This window comes from Polaromonas sp. (genome assembly GCF_043778355.1).
Taxonomy (GTDB): domain Bacteria; phylum Pseudomonadota; class Gammaproteobacteria; order Burkholderiales; family Burkholderiaceae_C; genus Polaromonas.
Window position 1 is genome coordinate 13691 of the sequence record NZ_JAYWHI010000015.1, and the last position, 20596, is coordinate 34286.

The 20596-nt window shown below is 61.9% G+C and carries 18 protein-coding genes; 11 read left to right on the top strand and 7 right to left on the bottom strand.

Going from position 1 to position 20596, the window contains the following annotated elements:
* The first annotated feature begins 83 nt into the window (after positions 1-83).
* Both greA and ACH2CW_RS02500 read left to right on the top strand, forming a co-directional pair.
* A complete protein-coding gene (gene greA, locus ACH2CW_RS02495) occupies positions 84-560 on the top strand; it encodes a transcription elongation factor GreA (protein WP_395055272.1) in 477 nt (158 codons plus the stop codon).
* A gap of 8 nt (positions 561-568) precedes the next feature.
* On the top strand, positions 569-1015 hold the full coding sequence (locus ACH2CW_RS02500; protein ID WP_395055273.1) for a DUF4149 domain-containing protein: 447 nt from the start codon (positions 569-571) through the stop codon (positions 1013-1015).
* Here the strand turns inward: ACH2CW_RS02500 and folD are convergent, their stop codons facing one another.
* The 3 genes from folD to ACH2CW_RS02515 all read right to left on the bottom strand — a co-directional run bounded on the left by folD (position 1016) and on the right by ACH2CW_RS02515 (position 5178).
* Positions 1016-1861, bottom strand: coding sequence for a bifunctional methylenetetrahydrofolate dehydrogenase/methenyltetrahydrofolate cyclohydrolase FolD (gene folD, locus ACH2CW_RS02505; protein WP_395055274.1), 846 nt, complete (start codon positions 1859-1861; stop codon positions 1016-1018).
* Positions 1862-1950: 89 nt separating this feature from the next.
* Positions 1951-2577, bottom strand: coding sequence for a response regulator transcription factor (locus ACH2CW_RS02510; protein WP_188708366.1), 627 nt, complete (start codon positions 2575-2577; stop codon positions 1951-1953).
* A gap of 36 nt (positions 2578-2613) precedes the next feature.
* Positions 2614-5178: a PAS domain S-box protein gene (locus ACH2CW_RS02515; protein WP_395055275.1), complete on the bottom strand. Its 2565-nt coding sequence runs from the start codon at positions 5176-5178 to the stop codon at positions 2614-2616.
* A gap of 270 nt (positions 5179-5448) precedes the next feature.
* Between ACH2CW_RS02515 and aceE the strand changes: the two genes are divergently transcribed.
* The 4 genes from aceE (at position 5449) to lpdA (ending at position 12408) form a co-directional block, all read left to right on the top strand.
* On the top strand, positions 5449-8184 hold the full coding sequence (gene aceE, locus ACH2CW_RS02520; RefSeq protein WP_395055276.1) for a pyruvate dehydrogenase (acetyl-transferring), homodimeric type: 2736 nt from the start codon (positions 5449-5451) through the stop codon (positions 8182-8184).
* Positions 8185-8217: 33 nt separating this feature from the next.
* Entirely contained in the window at positions 8218-9879 is a 1662-nt protein-coding gene (gene aceF / locus ACH2CW_RS02525) for a dihydrolipoyllysine-residue acetyltransferase (protein WP_395055277.1), read from the top strand.
* An 82-nt stretch (positions 9880-9961) separates the two neighbouring features.
* Complete coding sequence (locus tag ACH2CW_RS02530; protein ID WP_395055278.1) at positions 9962-10546, top strand: MFS transporter; 585 nt, start codon at positions 9962-9964, stop codon at positions 10544-10546.
* Positions 10547-10575: 29 nt separating this feature from the next.
* Positions 10576-12408, top strand: a complete 1833-nt coding sequence (lpdA, locus tag ACH2CW_RS02535; protein WP_395055279.1) for a dihydrolipoyl dehydrogenase — start codon at positions 10576-10578, stop codon at positions 12406-12408.
* 183 nt (positions 12409-12591) lie between these two features.
* On the opposite strand, the gene ACH2CW_RS02540 is transcribed toward lpdA, so the two are convergent.
* Positions 12592-12777 (bottom strand): hypothetical protein, encoded by a 186-nt coding sequence (locus ACH2CW_RS02540; RefSeq protein WP_395055280.1) that lies wholly within the window; start codon positions 12775-12777, stop codon positions 12592-12594.
* Positions 12778-12892: 115 nt separating this feature from the next.
* Here ACH2CW_RS02540 and ACH2CW_RS02545 point away from each other — a divergent pair, with 115 nt between their 5' ends.
* The 3 genes from ACH2CW_RS02545 (at position 12893) to ACH2CW_RS02555 (ending at position 15746) form a co-directional block, all read left to right on the top strand.
* Positions 12893-14056, top strand: a complete 1164-nt coding sequence (locus tag ACH2CW_RS02545; protein WP_395055281.1) for a tetratricopeptide repeat protein — start codon at positions 12893-12895, stop codon at positions 14054-14056.
* Positions 14053-15177, top strand: coding sequence for a HupE/UreJ family protein (locus ACH2CW_RS02550; RefSeq protein ID WP_395055282.1), 1125 nt, complete (start codon positions 14053-14055; stop codon positions 15175-15177). The genes ACH2CW_RS02545 and ACH2CW_RS02550 overlap by 4 nt, the downstream gene beginning before the upstream one ends.
* A 176-nt stretch (positions 15178-15353) precedes the next feature.
* Positions 15354-15746 (top strand): hypothetical protein, encoded by a 393-nt coding sequence (locus ACH2CW_RS02555; protein ID WP_395055283.1) that lies wholly within the window; start codon positions 15354-15356, stop codon positions 15744-15746.
* Positions 15747-15789: 43 nt separating this feature from the next.
* On the opposite strand, the gene ACH2CW_RS02560 is transcribed toward ACH2CW_RS02555, so the two are convergent.
* Both ACH2CW_RS02560 and ACH2CW_RS02565 read right to left on the bottom strand, forming a co-directional pair.
* Entirely contained in the window at positions 15790-16686 is an 897-nt protein-coding gene (locus tag ACH2CW_RS02560; RefSeq protein WP_395055284.1) for an alpha/beta fold hydrolase, read from the bottom strand.
* Positions 16683-17054 carry an MAPEG family protein gene (locus tag ACH2CW_RS02565; protein ID WP_395055285.1) on the bottom strand — a complete coding sequence of 124 codons (372 nt, stop codon included), beginning with the start codon at positions 17052-17054 and terminating at the stop codon, positions 16683-16685. Before ACH2CW_RS02565 ends, ACH2CW_RS02560 begins: the two co-directional genes overlap by 4 nt.
* Positions 17055-17249: 195 nt before the next feature.
* Here ACH2CW_RS02565 and ACH2CW_RS02570 point away from each other — a divergent pair, with 195 nt between their 5' ends.
* Both ACH2CW_RS02570 and ACH2CW_RS02575 read left to right on the top strand, forming a co-directional pair.
* Positions 17250-17945, top strand: a complete 696-nt coding sequence (locus tag ACH2CW_RS02570) for a LuxR C-terminal-related transcriptional regulator (RefSeq protein ID WP_395055286.1) — start codon at positions 17250-17252, stop codon at positions 17943-17945.
* Positions 17945-19756, top strand: a complete 1812-nt coding sequence (locus ACH2CW_RS02575) for an ATP-binding protein (protein ID WP_395055287.1) — start codon at positions 17945-17947, stop codon at positions 19754-19756. The genes ACH2CW_RS02570 and ACH2CW_RS02575 overlap by 1 nt, the downstream gene beginning before the upstream one ends.
* A gap of 171 nt (positions 19757-19927) precedes the next feature.
* Here the strand turns inward: ACH2CW_RS02575 and ACH2CW_RS02580 are convergent.
* Positions 19928-20596: cytochrome P460 family protein (locus ACH2CW_RS02580; RefSeq protein ID WP_395055288.1), on the bottom strand; the 669-nt coding region annotated here is incomplete at its 5' end.

Here is a 20596-nt window from a genome sequence, read left to right on the forward strand (position 1 = left end):
ATTAAACTGGCACCAGGACAATCATTGTTAAGACGCCGCCGCCAGGTGACTGGTGGCGGTTTCGCTTTTGGAGCACACAAACCATGGCAACCATTCCCATTACAAAAAAGGGCGCAGAAAAGCTCAAGGCCGAACTGCACCAGCTCAAGACGGTGGAGCGCCCGCATGTGATCAACCTGATCTCGGAAGCGCGCGCCCAAGGTGACCTCAGCGAAAACGCCGAATACGATGCCGCCAAGGACAAGCAGGGTTTTGTTGAAGGCCGCATCCAGGAAATCGAAGGCAAGTTGTCGGCGGCGCAGGTCATCGACCCGTCCGAGGTCGATGCCGGCGGCAAGGTGGTGTTCGGCTCCACCATCGAACTTGAAGACGAGGACAGCGGCGACAAGGTGACCTATCAGATCGTCGGCGAGGACGAGGCCGACATCAAGCTTGGCCTGGTCAACATCAGCTCACCGATCGCGCGCGCGCTGATCGGCAAGGACGAGGGCGACACCGCCGAGGTGCAAGCGCCGGGCGGTATCAAGCGTTACGAAATCATCGCGGTGATGTACATCTGAGCTGCCGCATGAAACCCCGTATCAGCATCCTGCTGGCCGCCCTCTGGTGGGGCAGCCTGAGTACGCTGGGTTTTCTGGTGGTTCCCCTGCTGTTTGTGCACCTGCCCAGCCCGGCCGCTGCCGGTGCGATGGCGGCAAAGCTGTTCACTGCCCAGACCTGGCTCAGCGTGGCCTGTGCCATGCTCCTGCTGCTAGCATTGAATAAAAAAGAGGCGCCAGCCCTTTCCCCGACTGCACAAGCCGCTATCAAATATGTAGTAGCTGGGTTTTTTCTGGCGGTGCTGGTGGAGTTCGGCGTGGGGCCGAAGATCGTCAACGCGCGCGCCAGCGGAGGTGACCTCCGGTTCTGGCACGGCTTGGGCAGTGTGATGTACCTGGCCCAATGGCTGTCTGCCGGCTGGACCGTGTGGTGCCTGAGTCGGGCGTCGGAAGCGGATGTGAGCCCGGCAGCGTAGTCAGCCTCGCTCTGCAGCCTCAAGGGTGTTGACCAGCAGCATGGTGATGGTCATTGGCCCCACACCGCCCGGCACCGGCGTGATCCAGCCGGCCACTTCCTTCACACCTTCAAAATCGACATCGCCGCAGAGCTTGCCCTCGTCATTTCGGTTCATGCCCACGTCGATGACCACCGCGCCGGGTTTGACCATGTCGGCGGTCAGCATATTGCGTTTGCCGACAGCGGCGACCACCACATCAGCCTGCAGCGTCAGCGCCTTCAGATCTTTCGTGCCGCTGTGGCAAATGGTCACGGTGGCGTTTTTCTGCAGCAGCATCAAGGCCATGGGTTTGCCGACGATGTTGCTGCGGCCTATGACGACCGCGTGTTTGCCCTTGAGCTCGTAGCCAATACTTTCGAGCATCTTCATGCAGCCGTAAGGTGTGCAGGGCCAGAAGCCGGGCTGTCCGACCATCAGTGCACCGGCGCTGGCGACGTGGAAGCCGTCGACGTCTTTCTCGGGTGAAATGGCCTCGATCACTTTCTGGGCGTCGATGTGGGCTGGTAAGGGCAACTGCACCAGGATGCCGTGAATGGCCGGGTCGCGGTTCAGGGCGTCCACGCGTGCCAGAAGATCGGCCTCGCTCAAGGTGACGGGGTACTGCTCGAGCACGGAATGCAGGCCGCTGTCCTGGCAGGCCTTGACCTTGTTGCGCACATAGACCTGGCTGGCCGGGTTCTCGCCGACCAGCACCACCGCCAGGCCCGGCACAATGCCGCGCGCGCGCAGCGCGGCAGCCCGCAGGGCGACGTCGCCGCGCAGTTGTTTGGACAGGGCGTTGCCATCAATCAGTTGTGCAGTCATGTGTTCAGTTCTTTGAAGTAAAAACGCCCGCCAGTCCTTGGACCACGGGCGCAGGCAGCTATCGCATCGATAGCGGCAGGAGAGGGTGTTCAGGCCTTGGGTGCGCTCGAGCCCAGGGCGATTTTCAGCAGGTCGGCGACCGTGTTGGCATTGAGCTTTTCCATGATGTTGGCGCGGTGCGCTTCCACCGTCTTGATGCTGATGCCGAGGTCGTCAGCGATCTGCTTGTTCAGGCGGCCAGCGACGATACGTTCGAGCACCTGGGCTTCGCGTGAAGTGAGCTTGGCCAGCAGGGCGTCGCGGCTGGCCGACTGCTGGTGTTCGCTGAAGGCTTCCTTGGCCTGGTCCAGCATGCGTTCGACCAGGCTGACCAGGGCTTCTTCCTGGAACGGTTTCTGGATGAAGTCCATCGCGCCTTTTTTCATGGTGTCCACGGCCATCGGCACGTCGCCGTGACCAGTGATGAACACGATGGGCAGCGGCGACTTGCGTTCGACCAGACGGTCCTGCAGTTCCAGGCCGGTCATGCCACCCATGCGGATGTCCACGATCAGGCAGGCCACTTCGCGCGCGTCGTAGCGGCTCAAAAAGGTTTCGGCGGAGTCGTAGCAACGCACCCGGTAGTCCTTGCCTTCAAGCAGCCACTGCAACGAGTCGCGCACGCCCTCGTCATCATCGACGACGTAGACGGTGCCTTTTTTGGGAATCAAGCTCATGCCAAACCTTTTGCTTAGACGGTATCAAACAGCTAGTCAGTGAACGCCAGCCGGTGGGGATGGCGTTTCTGTGGCAGCCAGGGCTGGTGAAAGCAGGGGAGTCACGGGGATCCAGAACGTGAACCGGCACCCCACCACTTCGTCGCCATTGTAGAGGTTCTCCGCCTGCATCCTGCCCTGGTGCGACTCGACGATGCTGCGGCACAACTTCAGGCCAATGCCCATACCTTCGGCCTTGGTCGAGTAGAAGGCTTCATAGAGCCGGCCCATGACTTCGGGCGACAGGCCCTTGCCCGAGTCCAGCACCGAAAACTCGATCACGCTCAGGTCGTCGATGGTCTTGGGCACCACGCGCAACTCGACGCTGCGACGCGCTGTCGGCCGCCTGGCTTGTGCGATCGATTCGGCACCGTTTTTCATCAGGTTGATCAGCACCTGCTCGATCAGGATCGGGTCCACCATCACCGGCGGCAGACGAGCCGCGATGTAGTGGCTCAGGCGTACGTTGTGGCGGCGCAGTTCGATGTCGGCCAGCTCCATCGCATTGCTGACCATGGTCGCCACGTCGGCGGCGCTGCGGTTCGGTTCGCTGCGTTTGACGAAGGAGCGGATGCGCTGGATGATCTGACCGGCGCGGTGCGCCTGCTTGGCGGTTTTCTCCAGCGCCACCAGCAAATCTTCATTGCTGATCTGCTGGCCCTTGATGCGCGAGACCATGCCGTTGCAGTAGTTGTTGATGGCGGTCAGCGGCTGGTTCAGCTCATGCGCCACGCTCGATGCCATTTCGCCCATGGTGATCAGGCGGCTGGCCGACTGGGCGCGTTCGGCCTGCAGGGCAGCCTGTTCCTCGGCGTGGCGCCGCGGCGTGATGTCGGTGGCAATCACCATCTGGGCGAGTCGTCCGTCCACCCAGGTCAGGTAGCGCGAGCGCACCTCCAGCCACTTGCCAAGTTCGGGCACAAAAATCTCGGCGTTTTCGGTCTGGGCCGTAGTCAGGGTGTCGGTCGGGAAACCAGCCAGCCCGTCGACGGCATCCAGCGTGTCCTCGGTCGGTGCCGCAGCCGGCACGCCTGCCTGTGCAATCAAATTCATGTGGCCGGCGACTTCACCGCCAAACCAGGCGCGGTACAGCTTGTTGGCAAACAGCAGCTCCTCGCTGCCCAGCGGCGCCACCGAGACCGCCGCGTCCAGCCCCTCCAGCACGGTGGTAAAGCGCTCGTAGGAGGCTGACAGTTCTTCGCGGACACGTTTGGGTTCGGTGATGTCGGTGACCGAGGTCATCCAGCCTGTTTGTTGGCCCCGCGGGTCGATCAGCGGCGAGACATACATGCGGGCGTCGAAAATTGCGCCGCTTTTGCGCTTGATGCGCACCTCAAACCCGCCGGGCGTGGAGCGGCCGTGCAACTCGTCGTCAAGACGTGCCGCCAGCGTGTCGCGATCCTGATCCGGCCAGTAAGGAAAAGGCGCGGTGCGTCCGACCAACTCGCCCTCGCTCCAGCCCGTCATCTGGCAAAACGCCGGGTTCACGTAGGTGATGCGGCCCTGCAGGTCCAGCGCGCGCATGCCGGTCAGCATGGAGTTCTCCATGGCGCGGCGGAAGTTGGTTTCAGAGATCAGTGCCTCCTGGGCCTGCACACGCCGCCGCGTGTGGCGCCAGGTGCCCAGCAGCATCCACACTGTGAGGGCACTCAGTGCGCTGACCAGCCAGAAAAAACCGCTGCCCACCACACCCAGCGATGCCCGGTAACCCTGGGCCTTGAGCAGCAGCCCGTTGCCGACCGGCGATACCGGAATTTCGTATTCCTGCGCCTCGTCGGACCAGGGCAGCAGCTTGGCAGCGGTGTTTCGCGGCGGCGGCAGGTTGCCGGCCAGCAGCTTGCCCTGGTCGTCCAGCAGCGCCACCGCGTATTTGGCGGTGACTTCCGTGGGCACGCCGAAGCGCAGCAGGCCGTCTACCGCGTATTCACCCATGATCACACCGCCGAATTTTCCCTGCTCATCGAGCGGTATCTGCAGCTGCAGGCTGGGGCCGTTGTAACTTGCGTCGTCCTTGTTGGTCAGAGGCCGCGAATAGACCGGTTGGCGCAAATCCCGCGCCAGGCCAAAGGTGCCTTCGGTCTCACCGTATTTCAGTTGGTCCCCGGACAGGCGGGCCTGCGCCAGGTTGGCGCTCGGCGACACGTAGGCGGCTTTCACCTTGCGGCGCGAATCGACCCAGGTCACCGCCAGCAACTCGGGATACTGGTTGACGAGGGACTCCGCCTGGGCGATGAACTCCTCGGTGTCCACGTCCTTGTTCGACACATCGCGGCCCAGGCGCATCAGTTGTTCCTGGCGCTCCAGCAGCCGCAGTCGCAAGCGTTGTTGGGCGTATTCGACATCGCGTTTGACCGCTTGCTGTTCGCGGTCGATCTCCTCGATGCGCAGGTAGGCGAAAGCGGCAATCACCGCCGCCAGAAACAGCATCACTGCCAGCAGCGGGCCGAGGGTGACAAAGCGGTCCTGCCGTGTCGGGGACTGTTTGCGCCACCAGTGGCGCCACCGCGCCAGCGGCGCAGTGCCGGAAGCGCGGGCGGGAGTGGCGGGTGTGGGCACAGGCATGGTGGGCCGCCAGTTTAAGTGAGTTGGGCTGCTCCAACCGTGCTTCTGCCCGGCCAGGACCTTGTCCATGGGGTATTTTGGCCATGTCTGTGGGTCTGGAAGTGGCTGATCACCGAGATTCTAAATGTCGTAATGTGAAATCAATTGGCGCTATTTGAAATTTTATTAAAGTTGTGAGAAACTAGGGGCTTGAATCTAAATTGCGTTACAACGTGATGAAGACGCCACTCAACACAGGCTAGCACCCTAGCCAACAGCAGGAGACAAACCATGGCTGCAAATCCGGAACAGGCACGTGTGGACACTTTGGGTAAAGCCGCGAACGACGCGCTTGACAAAGATGCCCAGGAAACGCGGGAGTGGCTCGAAGCCCTGACCGCCGTCATCGAAAGTGAAGGCCCGGAGCGCGCCCACTTCCTGCTGGAGCAACTGCTTGAGCATGCCCGCCAGGGCAGCATCGACATGCCGTTTTCGGCCAACACCGGTTATGTCAACACCATCGAGGTGGACCAGGAAGAGCGTTCTCCCGGCAACCTGGAGATCGAACGGCGTCTGCGCGCCTACATGCGCTGGAACGCGATGGCCATGGTGGTCAAGGCCAACCGACTGCATCCGGCTGACGGCGGCGACCTTGGCGGCCACATCGGCTCCTTCGCTTCGCTGGCCAGCATGTTTGGCGCCGGCTTCAACCATTTCTGGCATGCCGAAAGTGAAAACCATGGCGGCGACTGCCTCTACATCCAGGGCCATGTGTCGCCCGGCGTGTATGCGCGTGCCTACCTCGAAGGTCGTCTGACCGAAGAGCAATTGCTCAATTTCCGCCAGGAGGTCGACGGCAAGGGCCTGTCGAGCTACCCACACCCCAAGCTGATGCCCGAGTTCTGGCAGTTTCCCACGGTGTCCATGGGTCTGGGCCCACTGATGGCGATTTACCAGGCGCGCTTTCTGAAGTACCTGCATGCCCGCGGCATTGCCAACACGGAGAACCGCAAGGTCTGGGTGTTTTGCGGCGATGGCGAGATGGACGAGGTCGAATCGATGGGTGCCATCGGCCTGGCCGCGCGCGAAAAACTCGACAACCTGGTGTTTGTCATCAACTGCAACCTGCAGCGCCTGGACGGCCCGGTGCGCGGCAACGGCAAGATCATCCAGGAGCTCGAAGGCGACTTCCGCGGCGCCGGCTGGAACGTCATCAAGCTGATCTGGGGCAGCAGCTGGGACCCGCTGCTGGCACGCGACAAGGACGGCGCGCTGCGCAAGATCATGATGGACACGGTCGACGGCGACTACCAGGCCATGAAGGCCAACGACGGCGCCTATGTGCGCAAGCATTTTTTCGGCAAGGATCCGAGGACCCTGGAAATGGTCGCCAAGATGAGCGACGAGGACATCTTCGAGTTGCGCCGTGGCGGCCATGACTCGCAGAAGGTCTATGCGGCCTTCCATGCGGCCGTCAATCACGTCGGCCAGCCGACGGTGCTGCTGATCAAGACCGTCAAGGGTTTTGGCATGGGCAAGATCGGCGAGGGCAAGAACAACGTCCACCAGACCAAGAAACTGTCGGACGAGGACATCAAGGCCTTTCGCGACCGTTTCAACATCCCCATCCCCGACAGCCAGCTCGCAGACATTCCGTTTTACAAGCCAGCCGACGATACGCCCGAGATGAAGTACCTGCACGAGCGTCGCAAGGCGCTGGGGGGCTACCTGCCGCACCGCCGTGTCAAGGCCGACGAAAGCTTCACGGTGCCCGCGCTGGAAACATTCAAGTCGGTGATCGAACCGACCGCCGAAGGCCGCGAGATTTCGACGACGCAGGCCTATGTGCGTTTCCTCACGCAGTTGTTGCGTGACCAGGCGCTCGGCCCGCGCGTCGTGCCCATCCTCGTCGACGAGGCGCGCACCTTCGGCATGGAAGGCCTGTTCCGCCAGATCGGCATCTACAACCCCGATGGCCAGCAGTACACACCGGTCGACAAAGACCAGGTGATGTATTACAAGGAAGACAAGAAAGGCCAGATCCTGCAGGAAGGCATCAATGAGGCCGGCGGCATGAGCAGCTGGATTGCGGCAGCGACTTCATACAGCACCAACAACCGGATCATGATCCCGTTCTACGTGTATTACTCGATGTTCGGTTTTCAGCGCGTCGGTGACCTGGCCTGGGCGGCCGGCGACATGCAGGCGCGTGGCTTCCTGCTGGGCGGCACCTCCGGACGCACCACGCTCAACGGCGAAGGCCTGCAGCACGAGGACGGCCACAGCCACATCCTGGCCGGCACCATCCCGAACTGCATCTCCTACGACCCGACCTTTGCGCATGAAGTCGGCGTGATCCTGCACCATGGCCTCAAGCGCATGGTCGAGCGCCAGGACAATGTGTATTTCTACCTGACCTTGCTCAACGAAAACTACGCCATGCCCGGACTGCAACCCGGCACCGAAGAGCAGATCATCAAGGGCATGTATTTGTGCAAGCAGGCGCCGGCGCTCGCAGCCAAAACGCCGACGGTGCAGCTGCTGGGCAGCGGCACCATCCTGCGCGAAAGCATCGCCGCTCAGGAGCTGCTGGAAAAGGACTGGGGTGTTGCCGCCGGTGTCTGGAGCTGCCCGAGCTTCAACGAACTCACGCGCGACGGCCAGGATGCCGACCGCTGGAACCTGTTGCATCCTTTGGATACGCCACGTGTGCCCTTCGTGACGCAGCAGTTGTCGGCCAGTACCGGCCCGGTGGTTGCTTCCACCGACTACATGAAGGCCTATGCCGAGCAGATCCGCCCCTTCATTCCCAAGGGTCGCACCTACAAGGTGCTCGGCACCGACGGCTTTGGTCGCAGCGACTTCCGCAGCAAGCTGCGCGAACACTTCGAGATCAACCGCCACTACATCGTGGTCGCCGCACTGAAAGCCCTGAGCGAAGACGGCGCTGTGCCGGTCGCCAAGGTGGCCGAAGCCATCAAGAAATACGGCATCAATGCCGACAAGATCAACCCGCTTTACGCCTGATTCAGGCCTGACCAAGCGAACGGAGACAAGAACATGGCATTGGTAGACATCACCATTCCCGACATCGGCGACTTCGACGAAGTCACCGTCATTGAACTGCTGGTCAAACCCGGTGACAGCATCAAAGCCGACCAGAGCCTGATGACGGTGGAAAGCGACAAGGCCTCGATGGAAATCCCGTCCAGCCAGGCCGGCGTCGTGAAAGAGTTCAAGGTCAAGCTTGGCGACAAGGTCAAGCAGGGGTCGGTCGTGCTGGTGCTGGAAAGCGGCGATGCCGCAGCGGCACCTGTGGTGGCCCCGGCCCCGGTTTCGGAACAAAAACAGGCTCCAGCCCCCGTTGCGCCTGCGCAAGCAGCTACAAAATCAGTAGCACCACCAGCCGCTGCCGCTGGCCCGGTGGAAGTGCGCGTGCCTGACATCGGCGACTTCAAGGACGTGGTCGTGATCGAGGTGCTGGTCAAGGTCGGTGACACCGTCAAGGCGGAGCAGTCGCTGGCGACCGTGGAGTCCGACAAGGCCTCGATGGAAATTCCATCCAGCCAGGCCGGTGTGGTCAAAGAGCTGAAGATCAAGCTTGGGGACAAGATCAATGTCGGCGATGTGTTGCTGGTGCTCGAAGGGGTAGTCGCCAGTGCGCCGGCTGCGGCTGCTGCATCACCTGCGGCCGCGACTACTTCCGCGCCCGCGCCGAGTGCTGCGCCTGCGCCTGCGTCCGTCGCCGCCGTGCCTGTGCATGAACCCTCTACACCCACCGGTCAGTTGCCGCATGCCTCACCCTCGGTGCGCAAGTTCGCGCGCGAGCTCGGCGTGCCGCTGGCTGAGGTCAAGGGCAGCGGTCCCAAGGGTCGCATCACCCAGGACGACGTGCAGGCCTTCACCAAGTCCGTGATGGCCGGCGATGTGCGCACCCAGGCGCAGTCGGCCAAGGCACCGGCCGCAGTCAGCGGCGGCGGTGGTGCCGGCCTGGATCTGCTGCCCTGGCCCAAGGTGGATTTCACCAAGTTCGGCGCGGTTGAGCGCAAGGACCTGCCGCGCATCAAGAAGATCAGCGGCGCCAACCTGCTGCGCAACTACGTGATGATTCCGCACGTCACCAACCATGACGACGCCGACATCACCGATCTGGAGGCCTTCCGCGTGTCCACCAACAAGGACAACGAAAAGTCCGGCCTCAAGGTCACCATGCTGGCCTTCCTGATCAAGGCCAGCGTCGCAGCCCTGAAAAAATTCCCCGAATTCAACAGCTCGCTGGACGGCGACCAACTGGTCTACAAGCAGTACTACAACATCGGTTTTGCCGCCGACACGCCCAACGGGCTGGTGGTGCCTGTGCTCAAGAATGCCGACAAAAAAGGCATCATGCAGATCTCGCAGGAGATGGGTGAGCTCGCGAAGAAAGCGCGTGACGGCAAGCTGGCCCCGGCCGAGATGCAGGGTGCAAGCTTTACCATCTCGTCGCTGGGTGGCATTGGCGGGCGCTATTTCACGCCCATCATCAATGCGCCTGAAGTCGCTATCCTCGGCGTGTCCAAAAGTCAGACGGAGCCGGTATGGGACGGCAAGGCCTTCCAGCCGCGCCTGATGCTGCCGCTGTCGCTGGCCTGGGACCACCGCGTGATCGACGGCGCCGGCGCTGCGCGTTTCAATGCTTATCTGGGCTCGATACTGGCTGATTTCCGCCGGGTCTTGCTTTGACCCCCATGCGCGTCACTCCGTGGACGTCGCTGCCCCCCGAGGGGGCTGGCCTTGCTTGGGGCGGCCCTGCGCTGCAGCCGCTATGACCACCCTGGTTGTTGTCAAAAAGGCCGGGCAGGCGGTGATCGCGACCGACGCGCTGATCACCTTTGGCGACATGCGCCTGAGCAACCGCTTTGAAGCCAACAGCAAAATCTTCAAGGTCGAGGCGCCGGCCGGTGTCAGCTACATCGGTATGGCCGGCACCGTGGCGCATTTTCCGGTGTTGCGCAAGGCTCTGGCCTCGCTGCCCAAGGACCAGTTGCGCTTTGGCAGCAAAGACGAAGTCTTTGACACTTTCAACAAGGTGCACCCGGTGCTCAAGGAGGCGTTTTTCCTGCAGACCAAGGAAGACGACAACGACCCCTACGAGTCCAGCCAGTTCAGCGTGCTGATTGCCAATGCCAGCGGTATCTACGGCCTGTACAGCTACCGCGAGGTGTTCGAGTTCAAGGAGTTCTGGGGCATTGGCTCCGGACGCAGCTTTGCACTTGGTGCCATGCACGCGAGCTGGGACAAGGCCAAAACGGCACGCGAAGTAGCACTGGCCGGCATGAACGCCGGCTGCGAATTCGACAAAAACTCCGCCGGCCCGGTGGAACTGTTCACGGTCAAACTCAAAAAGTAAGCCGACCCCCTCAAGCGGAGACAAGCGACATGGCAACGATAGACATCCAGATTCCTGACATTGGCGATTTCGACGAAGTGACCGTCATCGAGGTGCTGGTCAAAGCCGGCGACAACATCCAGGCCGACCAGAGCCTGCTGACGGTCGAAAGTGACAAGGCCTCGATGGAAATTCCGTCCAGCCACGCCGGCGTCGTGAAAGCGCTCAAAGTCAAACTGGGCGACAAGGTGAAACAAGGCACGGTGGTTCTGTCACTCGAAGCTGAAGGCACCGCTGCTGCCCCGGTTTCAGAACCAAATAAGTCCCCAGCCCATGCTGCACCTGCGCAAGCAGCTCCTGAAAAGATAGCGCCTGCAGCAGCGACCTTCACCGGCAGCGCCGACCTCGACTGTGACCTGCTGGTGCTGGGTGCAGGCCCTGGCGGTTATTCCGCAGCCTTCCGTGCGGCCGACCTCGGCCTCAAGGTGGTGCTGGTCGAGCGTTACGCCACGCTGGGCGGTGTCTGTCTGAACGTCGGCTGCATTCCGTCCAAGGCGCTGCTGCATGTGGCCGCCGTGATGGACGAGGTCAAACATTTCGAGTCGCTGGGCGTGACATTCGCCGAGCCCTCGGTGGACATCAACAAGCTGCGAACCCACAAGGAAAAGGTGGTCGGCAAACTCACCGGCGGCCTGGCCGCCATGGCCAAGATGCGCAAGGTCACCACGGTGCGTGGCATCGGCCAGTTCATTGGCGCCAACCACCTGCAGGTCGATGAAACCGCCGGCGCCCAGGGGCAGGAAAAAACCGGCAAAAGCCAGACGATTGCCTTCAAGACCTGCATCATTGCCGCCGGTTCACAGGCCGTACGCCTGCCTTTCATGCCGGACGACCCGCGCGTGGTGGACAGCACCGGCGCGCTGGCGCTGAAAGAGGTGCCCAAACGCATGCTGATCCTGGGCGGCGGCATCATCGGCCTGGAGATGGGCACGGTCTACAGCACGCTGGGTGCACGCCTCGACGTGGTTGAAATGATGGACGGCCTGATGCAGGGCGCCGACCGCGACTTGGTCAAGGTCTGGCAGAAGATGAACGCGCCGCGCTTCGACAACATCATGCTCAAGACCAAAACCGTGGGCGCGAAGGCGACCCAGGCCGGTATTGAGGTGACGTTTGCGGCGGCAGAAGAGGGCGGTACCGCACCCGCGCCACAGACCTATGATCTGGTGCTGCAGGCCGTGGGCCGCACACCGAACGGCAAAAAGCTGGGAGCCGAGAAAGCCGGCGTCAGTGTGACCGACCGCGGCTTCATCCCGGTCGACATCCAGATGCGCACCAACGTGCCGCACATCTTCGCGATCGGCGACATCGTCGGCCAGCCGATGTTGGCGCACAAGGCGGTGCACGAGGCGCATGTGGCGGCCGAAGTGATTGCCGGCGAGTTGCAGGGCAACAAGGAACTCGCCAGCGCCGCCTTCAATGCGCGTGTCATTCCGAGCGTCGCCTACACCGACCCTGAAGTAGCATGGGTGGGCCTCACCGAAGACCAGGCCAAGGCGCAAGGCATCAAGGTCAAGACGGGCCTGTTCCCATGGACGGCATCAGGCCGCGCCATTGCCAATGGGCGCGACGAAGGCGTCACCAAGCTGCTGTTTGACGACAGCGAAGAAGCCCACGGCCACGGCAAGATCCTGGGCGGCGGCATGGTCGGCACCCACGCTGGCGACATGATTGGCGAGATCGCTTTGGCGATTGAAATGGGCGCCGACGCGGTGGACATCGGCAAGACCATCCACCCGCATCCGACGCTGGGCGAGAGCATTGGCATGGCGGCAGAAGTCGCGCATGGCAGTTGCACCGATTTGCCACCGGCGCGCAAGTAGACCAAGCCTTCAATCTGGTAGCAGCCCGAGCCCTCGCCGGCGCGATTTTTTTACCCGATGTCCTGTCACTTATCCTGGTGACTTCGAGGGGGAGCAGCGCATCGCTTCGGCGGCGCAGGCAAGCCATGCCAGAAACAAAAAAGCGGGCCGAAAGGCCCGCTTGTAGGGAAACAAGTCGACGACTTACTTCTTTTCCATCATCTTCTTGCATTCGGCCTTCATCTTGTCGTCGGCCTTGGATGCGTCCATCTTTTTGCACTCTTCCATTTTCTTGTCATCTTTCATGGCACCGCCGTGCGAGGCGGCAATCGACGTGAAAGAAACAGTGGCGAAGGTTGCGGCGATCAAAACTGAAAATAGTTTGCGCATGGGTAAACTCCAAGATTAATTCAATTAGCTGCCAACAAAATGGCTGGCAACTCAGCAAACAACAGACATGGCTATTCTTTGGTTGACAGGCCCACTTCGGATCAGGGTTTTCACTATGTTGTTGACGTCGTTGATGCTGGCGGTGGTGTCGCACGCGGCGCCTCGCACGCCCGCCAACGATGCCGAGGTGCTGGAGAAGTTGCCGATCCGCGCTACCGACAGCACCGCGCGCGAGTTGGCTGCCCTGCGTGCGGCCGTGGCCAAAGCGCCGACCGACGCCGCCTTGGCCACAGAGTTGGCCCAGCGTTACTTTGACCTGGCATTGTCCCAGGGAGACCCCCGTTATGTGGGTTATGCCGAGGCCGTAGTGACGCGCTTTGCCAATCCTTTGCCAGCGCCCTTGCTGACGGCGCGCGGTGTGCTGCGCCAGTACCGACATGATTTTTCGGGGGCCTTGAAGGACTTTGAAGCCGCCCTGGCGCAGACGCCGGACTACGCGGCAGCCCACGCCTGGCGCGGCGCCATTTATCTGGTGCAAGCTGACTATGGCGCTGCCCAGAAGGAATGCGCAGCCTTGAAGCAATTGGATCGCCAGACGCTGGCGGGGGCCTGCCTTGGGTTGTTGCAGGCCTACAGCGGGCAACTGGCCGTGGCGTACGTGACCCTGCAGAAGACCCTGGACCAGGTCACCGATACCGACAACCGCCTGTGGCTGCTGACCCGGCTCGGCGAGGTCGCTGCCTGGCGCGGGCAGGATGCGCAAGCTCAGGCGCATTACCGCGAGGCCCTAAGTTTGGGACGCGACGATGTGTACCTGCTGGCTGCCTGGACCGACTTTCTGCTGGATGCCGGTCAACCCGCCGAAGTGGTTCGGCTGCTGGCCAAATGGGAGTCGGCCGACAGCCTGCTGTTGCGGCTGGCCGAGGCCGAGACCCTGCTCAAGCTGCCCGAAGCCGCCCGGCACCAAAAAATGCTGATGGACCGGTTTGCGGCCGCCCGCGCCCGTGGTGACACGACCCATCGGGCCGAAGAAGCACGGTTTGAACTTCGCTTGCGCCAGGATCCGGTCACCGCCTTGCGTCTGGCGCAGGAGAACTACGCCGTGCAGCGCGAACCGCGGGATGCGCGTGTGCTGCTGGAAGCCTCGGTTGCCGCTAAGGACCGTGCCAGCGCCCAGGTGGTGCGCGACTGGTTGCTGCGCAGTAGTTTTGAAGACGCCCGCATGCGCCGTCTTGCACAGGCGTCTGATTCATCGACCTCGGCCGGCGGTCAAAAATGAAGTGGCACATCTATTTACTGAGCACCTTGCTGTTGCTCGCGGGCCCTGTGTGGGCGCACAAAGCCAGCGACAGTTACCTGGTGCTCGATGTCAAAGGCCAACAGGTGACCGGTCAGTGGGACATTGCCTTGCGCGACATCGACTTTGCCATCGGGCTGGATGCCGACGGCAACGGCGAGATCACTTGGGGAGAGCTGCGCGCCCGTCACACAGATATCGAAGCCTGGGCCTTGCGTGCCCTGACATTGGACCGGGGTGGTTCCTGCGCGTTGCGAGTGACCCAGCACCAGGTGGATGCGCACACCGACGGGACCTATGCCGTTCTTAGATTGGGCGCCTCGTGCCCGTCGGCCGAGGGCGAACTGGGTGTCAACTACCGCCTGCTGTTTGACCAGGATGCGCTGCACCGGGGTTTGCTGCGCCTGGACCTGGAAAACATCACCCACTCGGCCATCATGGCGCCGGACAAGGCCCAGCAGCGTTTCAGTGCCGACAAGCCGTCGAGCGTGGCGCAATTCGGACAGTTTTTTGGGCAGGGCGTCTGGCACATCTGGATCGGGTTTGACCATATCCTGTTCCTGATATCGCTGTTGCTGCCGGTGGTGTTGGTGCGCGAGGGGGGACGCTGGCGCGGGGTCGGTCGGTTTGGCGAGGCCTTGCGGGAGGTGCTGTGGGTGGTGACCTCCTTCACCGTGGCCCATTCAATCACGTTGTCGCTGGCTGCGCTGGGGTGGGTCTCGCTGCCTTCCCGGTGGGTGGAGTCGGCGATTGCCTTGTCGGTGGTGCTGGCAGCGCTGAATAACCTCAAGCCAGTGGTCAACCGGCGTCGCTGGCTGATTGCCTTTGTGTTTGGCCTGATTCACGGTTTTGGCTTTGCCAGCGTGCTGGCTGATCTTGGCTTGCCGCAAGAAACGCTGGTGCTCAGCCTGGTGGGTTTCAACATCGGGGTCGAGATCGGGCAGTTGGCGATTGTGGCGGCATTTCTGCCCGCAGCTTTTTACTTGCGCAACACCGGCTTTTACCGCCATGGCGTCTTTGCCGGGGGCTCGCTACTGACGCTTCTGGTTGCGCTGGTATGGCTGGCGGAGCGCGCGCTGGACCTGAAGCTGATGGATTTTTAGGCGTCTTCGATCGCATTGGCGAGTTCGCGGCTGTTCAGGCGCCTCTCGCGTGCGGGCTTCGTGATGGCTGCCTCATGGCCTGTTTTCTGCCAGGCTGAAACCCTACTTTGGAAGGGTTTACCGCGTGCGGCGAATTTTCGATACTGCGCAGGTCCCATTCACCAAGAGGCCTTCGCATGACTATTCGTAACTTCAAATTAAGCATTTGCAAAAGTGCTGTGGCACTGTCCGTTGTGGGCTTGAGCGCCTGCGCCGCAACCATCAGCCAGGATGGTCTTGAGCAACGTACTTCGGCAGCCATCGGCCGCGATGTCGGTAGCTTCACCATCGCCAAAACCGGCGAAGAGACGGGCGGGCGCATCAACTACACCGTCAGGACCAAGGATGGTGTCACGTATCAGTGCTACATGTATTCCGCCACAGGTTTCCAGAAGGCCATGTCCTTCGGGCAGACGCCGCATTCGGACGCCATTTGCACACAAATGGGCCGGGGCGGACCTGCGGCTGGCGCCGACAGCAAGCCTGCGCCCAACTGCAATGCATTGCTGAAGGCCGCTGGCAGGTGCTGATGCCTTAGATCGTGCAAGGCCGCAGCAGCGGTGTTGCGCTTGTTTACCTGGCTGGCCGCGCCCATTCTGCGAGGAATTTCCGAACCTGCGCGACAAGCATTTCTGGTCGTTCCAGCTGCGGCCAGTGACCCACTCCCTCCAGGCATGAAACCTTGGCATCAGGCACCAGGGTGCGGTAGCGGTCCACCATGTGTTGCCCCGAGTTCGGGTCACTGGTGCCGTTGATGAACAGCACAGGGAAAGCGCGTTTGAGCAGGGGTTCGACCAGTCGCTCGCGCAAGGTGAGCCGCTCTTGCCAGAAGCGCCCGACGCCATGCGTGACACGAAGCCCCTCGTTGTGCGTCACCAGGGCCCAAAAGTCATCCAGTAAAGCTTCCCCAGGCGGGGTGTTTTGTCCAAACAGGGCCTTGATCGTCCGTCCAAATGCGGAACGCGACATGCGCGAACCGATCCAGGGGCCCAGGGGTGAGGACAGGATGCGAAGAATCAGGCGCGGTCGGTAGGCCTCCGGGAACAGCCCGCCATTGAGCATGACCACTGCGTCAATTTTTGCCAGGGGTTCTCCTCTCATGCGTCTTGCCAGCATCTCCTGTGCCACGCTCACACCCAGATCGTGCGCCATCATGCAGACGCGCTTCAGGCTCATTGCGCTGATCAGCCACTCATGCAGGTCGGCGTGGTCATGAATGGAATAGGCCAGATCGGCAGGTTTGTCTGACAGGCCCATCCCCAGCATGTCAACGGCGATCAGGGTGTAGTGTCGTGAGAGCTCCCCCCAGACCCGGTGCCAGTCATAGGACGCAGTGGGGTAGCCGTGAATCAACAGCAGCGCGGGCCCCGAACCGGCAACCCGCACAAACACCTGGCGGCCCCGATACGGGACCAGTTTCCCCTGCGAGAGCCACTCCCGAACACCCGGCGTCAGTTCGCTGGCAGTCATCGCAGCAGCATCCCCGCCGCAGTGAGTTGGGCGAGCAGGCTGGTCACATGTGCCAGTTGCCGCAGACGCAGCCAGCGTTGAAACATGGCCAGGGCATGCACTACCCGCGCCAGGACGAATACCGCGCCCAGCCAGGCAAGCAAAGCCGCCTCACCGGTGGCCTGGTTGTGCAGTGCCAGCACCAAGACGGCAAACAGCAGGGACTGTTCCAGTGCGTTGCCATGCGCCCGGATGGCCACAGTCAGCTCACGGTGCCCGTCATCGCCGTAGCTGACGCCGTATTTCAGGCGCAAACGGGATACGTTCAGCGAGAGCACGGTGAGCAGCATGGCCAGCAGTGCCAATAGATGCGCGACGGTGAGATTCATGTCATGGCCTTTTTCATCGAAATGGAGATGGATTCTCCCGGGCCGTCTTTTGCCTGTGAACCCTACCAAAGAAGGGCAGAGCCGGGCATCGCCAACACCTCAGCTGCTCCATGCGTCTTCAGGGGGGTGAACCGGATGTTGACAACACAACCCTACTGAAGTCGGGTGTGGGAGGTGCGCCAGACAGGAGGATGGATGCTACGATTTCAAGCCATCCTTGCCACCTTCATGCCCACCCCAAGCTGCCACGCCATCATTCTGGACGACCATCCTCTGGTGGGGCGTGGCATGGCACAGTACCTGCAATCGGTTCGTCCGGAATTAAGCGTTTGCGCCGTTACCACTTGGGAGGAAACGCTGAACCTTGTTCAGACGCAAGGTTGCCCGCGCCTGCTGGTGGCTGACCTGTGGCTGGCCGAAGGCAACAGCCTGCCCTTGCTGGCGCGGTGGCACGCCGGACACCCGGAGACCTCCTGGCTGGCCATCAGTGCCGACGACGATCCGGCGACTGCGCAGCGGGTTCGCGCCGCCGGAGCCCAAGGCTTCGTGCACAAGCAGGCGGCCCCGGAGACGTTTGGCCAGGCGGTAATCACTGTGCTCAACGGGGGGCAGTGGTTTGAGATCGAACAGGCGGCGAACGCGAAGGATCCCGCCAAACGCGAGTGGCAAGTGACGCCTGCCGAGCTCGGCCTGACGCCCAGGCAAGGCGATATCCTGGCCCTGTTGCTCAAAGGGCTGTCCAACAAACGCATCGCCCTGACGCTGGAGATCACCGAAAGCACCGTTAAAGAGCATGTGACTGCCATTCTGGAGCGGCTGGGTGTGCGAACGCGGGTGGAAGCCATCATGGCGCTGCAGGGCCGCCAGGTCGCCCGCTCGGGGATCGTCTGATGGCATCGGGCTGGTGGGACCAGGCGCGCGCAGTGCTGTGTCCCGCCGGCATTACAAGGCTCGGCGCCAAGAGCCAGGCCGAGTTGCTCGACATGAGCTTTTCGCGCCTGCGGTTCAGCGTCTACATGATGCCGCTGATCGCGCTGCCACTGCTGGCTTACTTCGGCTGGCGAATCGAGGCCGTGCCCGTGCTTGCATGGGGATTGGGCTACCTCCTGCTGGCCGGGGCGGTACGTTGCCTGGCGCATCGCTATACCGGGGAACAGGGCCGCCTCTCGCATCCGGCATTGGTCAAACGCTGGCTTCCCCGGGTGCAGAACCTCGCCTGGGTGCACGGCGCAGGCTTGGGTTCATCGGTGATGGCGATGGCGCCTGGCGCTTCGGAAGAGTTCCGGATGTTGTTGTACGTCGTCATCGCGCACATTGTTGCCACCAACACCACGCACCAGACCCCCACCTTTGGCATATTCCTTCGTTTTTTTGCGCTGGGCTGGCACATCCCGCTCCTGCTGATTTTTTGGCTATTCCCTGATCTTTGGCCTATCGCGATCCCCCTGGCCCTGATCTACAGCCTGGTGATCTACCGGCATGCGCTGACATCGCACCGGTTCGCCATTGAGCAGGTTCAATTGAAAGAGCACAGTGAACGGCTGGCCGGACAGTTTCGCGCGGCCAAGGAGCAGGCGGAAGCGGCACTGCAGGAAAAAAACCTGTTTCTCACGACCGCCAGCCACGATCTGCGTCAGCCCATCCATGCCATGTCCATGCTGGTAGAGGCGATTGCGCTGCGCAACCAGAACACGGCGATAGCCCCCTTGTTGGGCGACCTGAAGCACTGCATGGTATCCATGAACCAGATGTTCAATGCCCTGCTGGACCTGTCCAGACTGGACGCTGACGCACCGCCACAGCGGGCTGCACCGCTTGTACTTCACACGCTGGTACGCGACACCGTCACCCTGTTTCGCGAACAGGCCATCCAGCGCGGCCTGGCGCTGCGCATGCGCGTGCCCCAAGGTGAAGCCCTGGTCTGGGCCGATCATGCCTTGGTTCGCCAGGCGCTGGTCAACCTGGTGCATAACGCGCTGCGTTACACCCAGCAGGGCGGCATTTTGATTGGACTCCGACGGCGCGCAGCGGGCTGGCAGATCGACGTCTGGGATACTGGCATTGGCATCGCGGCTGAAGACAAGGAACAGATTTTTTCACCTTATTTCCGCAATGAACATGCGTGGCGCATCGACAGTGCTGGCCATGGACTGGGGCTGGCTGTTGTGGCGCGTTGTGCGCGCTTGATGAACGCGACGCTGGGATTTCAGTCGCGGTTGGGCCGCGGTTCCCACTTTTGGCTTTGTATCCCCGCGCTTCAGGTTGGCGTCGCGGAAACCCAGTCACAAACCGCAGCGTCTGTGGCCCTTGATTGCGTTGGCGCGCCTGTGGCGCCACTCGGTGGCCGCTGTCTGGTGCTGGACGATGACCCGCAGGTGATCGGGGCATGGAAGGCACTTCTGGAAGGCTGGGGTGTGGACGCGCGCTACGCCGCAAGCGCCGAGGTTGCCATGAACCACCTGAACACCGGATTCGCGCCGGACGCGATCTTTTGCGACCAGCGGTTGCGCTCGGGTGAAAGTGGATTCGACGTCCTGCGGGCATTGCTTGCCCGCTGTCCCGGAGCAAGCGGCGCGATGGTCAGCGGTGAAATCAACTCGCCCGAATTGCAGGACGCGCAGGAAGAGGGCTACCTGGTACTGCGCAAGCCCCTGGACACCGCTCAGCTCCGTGCCGTTCTGACAACATGGGCTGTGAGATGACCGCAGGGATTACACGGGCCATTGGCCAGCCATTCACGCACATCTCCTACCGGCGGAAGTATTGCCATGGCGGCAGCAGTGGCGATGAAAAGTTGTACCGATATAGCACCGAACTGTAAATGGTGCGTAGCTCAAAGCGCCCGTGGCAAGGCGCTTGATCGCACGAAAGCTTCAAAGCTTGGCAGCAACCTCGACCGTGCCTTTCATGGTGGGGTGCAGGCCGCAGATGTAGCCGAAGGTGCCCGCTTGGTCGAACTGTAAAGTCGCAGTTTGGCCCTTGAGCATGACCTCGCTGCGTTTGCCCTGCGGGCCTGTCAGCGTGATCTGGTGCGGCGTCTCATCGGCATTGACCCAGGTCACTGCTTGCCCCGCGCTGACCTTGATCGCACCTGGCCCGAAACTGAAGCCCTCGATCGCCACGTCGCCCGGCCCGCTTTTCTTCGCCACTGTGGCTACGACCGGAAACTTGCCCGCCAGTTTGGCCAGGTTGGTGAGGTAGTCGTCCTTCGCGAAAGGCAGGTGACACTGGTAGCAGGACGTCAAGTTGGCCTTGTCATTGACTTTGCCTTCGGGCGAAAACGACTGATAGATCCAGTCGCCATTGCGCAGGTCGGCGGGAATGTCCTGGCCCCAGCCGGCTTTTTTCTGCATGGAATTGACGACAACCAGTTTGTCCTTGATGAAGCGCCCGTTGACATCCCGCAGCGGTTTGCCATCAGCGTCGAGTTTGGCCATGTAGGCCGCCAGGGTGAGGATGGTGCCATCAGGAATCGGTTTGCCCTCGCGTGCAGCCTTCACCGCTTCGGCACTGCCATAAAACTCGCGAAACTGCTTGGTGTC

Excerpts from the sequence above, each read along its gene's own strand:
- ACH2CW_RS02515 (WP_395055275.1), bottom strand. The coding sequence starts at position 5,178 with ATGCCTGTGCCCACACCCGCCACTCCCGCCCGCGCTTCCGGCACTGCG.
- ACH2CW_RS02550 (WP_395055282.1), top strand. The coding sequence starts at position 14,053 with ATGAAGTGGCACATCTATTTACTGAGCACCTTGCTGTTGCTCGCGGGC.
- ACH2CW_RS02545 (WP_395055281.1), top strand. The coding sequence starts at position 12,893 with ATGTTGTTGACGTCGTTGATGCTGGCGGTGGTGTCGCACGCGGCGCCT.
- greA (WP_395055272.1), top strand. The coding sequence starts at position 84 with ATGGCAACCATTCCCATTACAAAAAAGGGCGCAGAAAAGCTCAAGGCC.
- ACH2CW_RS02540 (WP_395055280.1), bottom strand. The coding sequence starts at position 12,777 with ATGCGCAAACTATTTTCAGTTTTGATCGCCGCAACCTTCGCCACTGTT.
- ACH2CW_RS02530 (WP_395055278.1), top strand. The coding sequence starts at position 9,962 with ATGACCACCCTGGTTGTTGTCAAAAAGGCCGGGCAGGCGGTGATCGCG.
- folD (WP_395055274.1), bottom strand. The coding sequence starts at position 1,861 with ATGACTGCACAACTGATTGATGGCAACGCCCTGTCCAAACAACTGCGC.
- ACH2CW_RS02575 (WP_395055287.1), top strand. The coding sequence starts at position 17,945 with ATGGCATCGGGCTGGTGGGACCAGGCGCGCGCAGTGCTGTGTCCCGCC.
- ACH2CW_RS02555 (WP_395055283.1), top strand. The coding sequence starts at position 15,354 with ATGACTATTCGTAACTTCAAATTAAGCATTTGCAAAAGTGCTGTGGCA.
- ACH2CW_RS02570 (WP_395055286.1), top strand. The coding sequence starts at position 17,250 with ATGCTACGATTTCAAGCCATCCTTGCCACCTTCATGCCCACCCCAAGC.
- ACH2CW_RS02500 (WP_395055273.1), top strand. The coding sequence starts at position 569 with ATGAAACCCCGTATCAGCATCCTGCTGGCCGCCCTCTGGTGGGGCAGC.
- ACH2CW_RS02560 (WP_395055284.1), bottom strand. The coding sequence starts at position 16,686 with ATGACTGCCAGCGAACTGACGCCGGGTGTTCGGGAGTGGCTCTCGCAG.
- ACH2CW_RS02565 (WP_395055285.1), bottom strand. The coding sequence starts at position 17,054 with ATGAATCTCACCGTCGCGCATCTATTGGCACTGCTGGCCATGCTGCTC.
- lpdA (WP_395055279.1), top strand. The coding sequence starts at position 10,576 with ATGGCAACGATAGACATCCAGATTCCTGACATTGGCGATTTCGACGAA.
- aceF (WP_395055277.1), top strand. The coding sequence starts at position 8,218 with ATGGCATTGGTAGACATCACCATTCCCGACATCGGCGACTTCGACGAA.
- aceE (WP_395055276.1), top strand. The coding sequence starts at position 5,449 with ATGGCTGCAAATCCGGAACAGGCACGTGTGGACACTTTGGGTAAAGCC.
- ACH2CW_RS02510 (WP_188708366.1), bottom strand. The coding sequence starts at position 2,577 with ATGAGCTTGATTCCCAAAAAAGGCACCGTCTACGTCGTCGATGATGAC.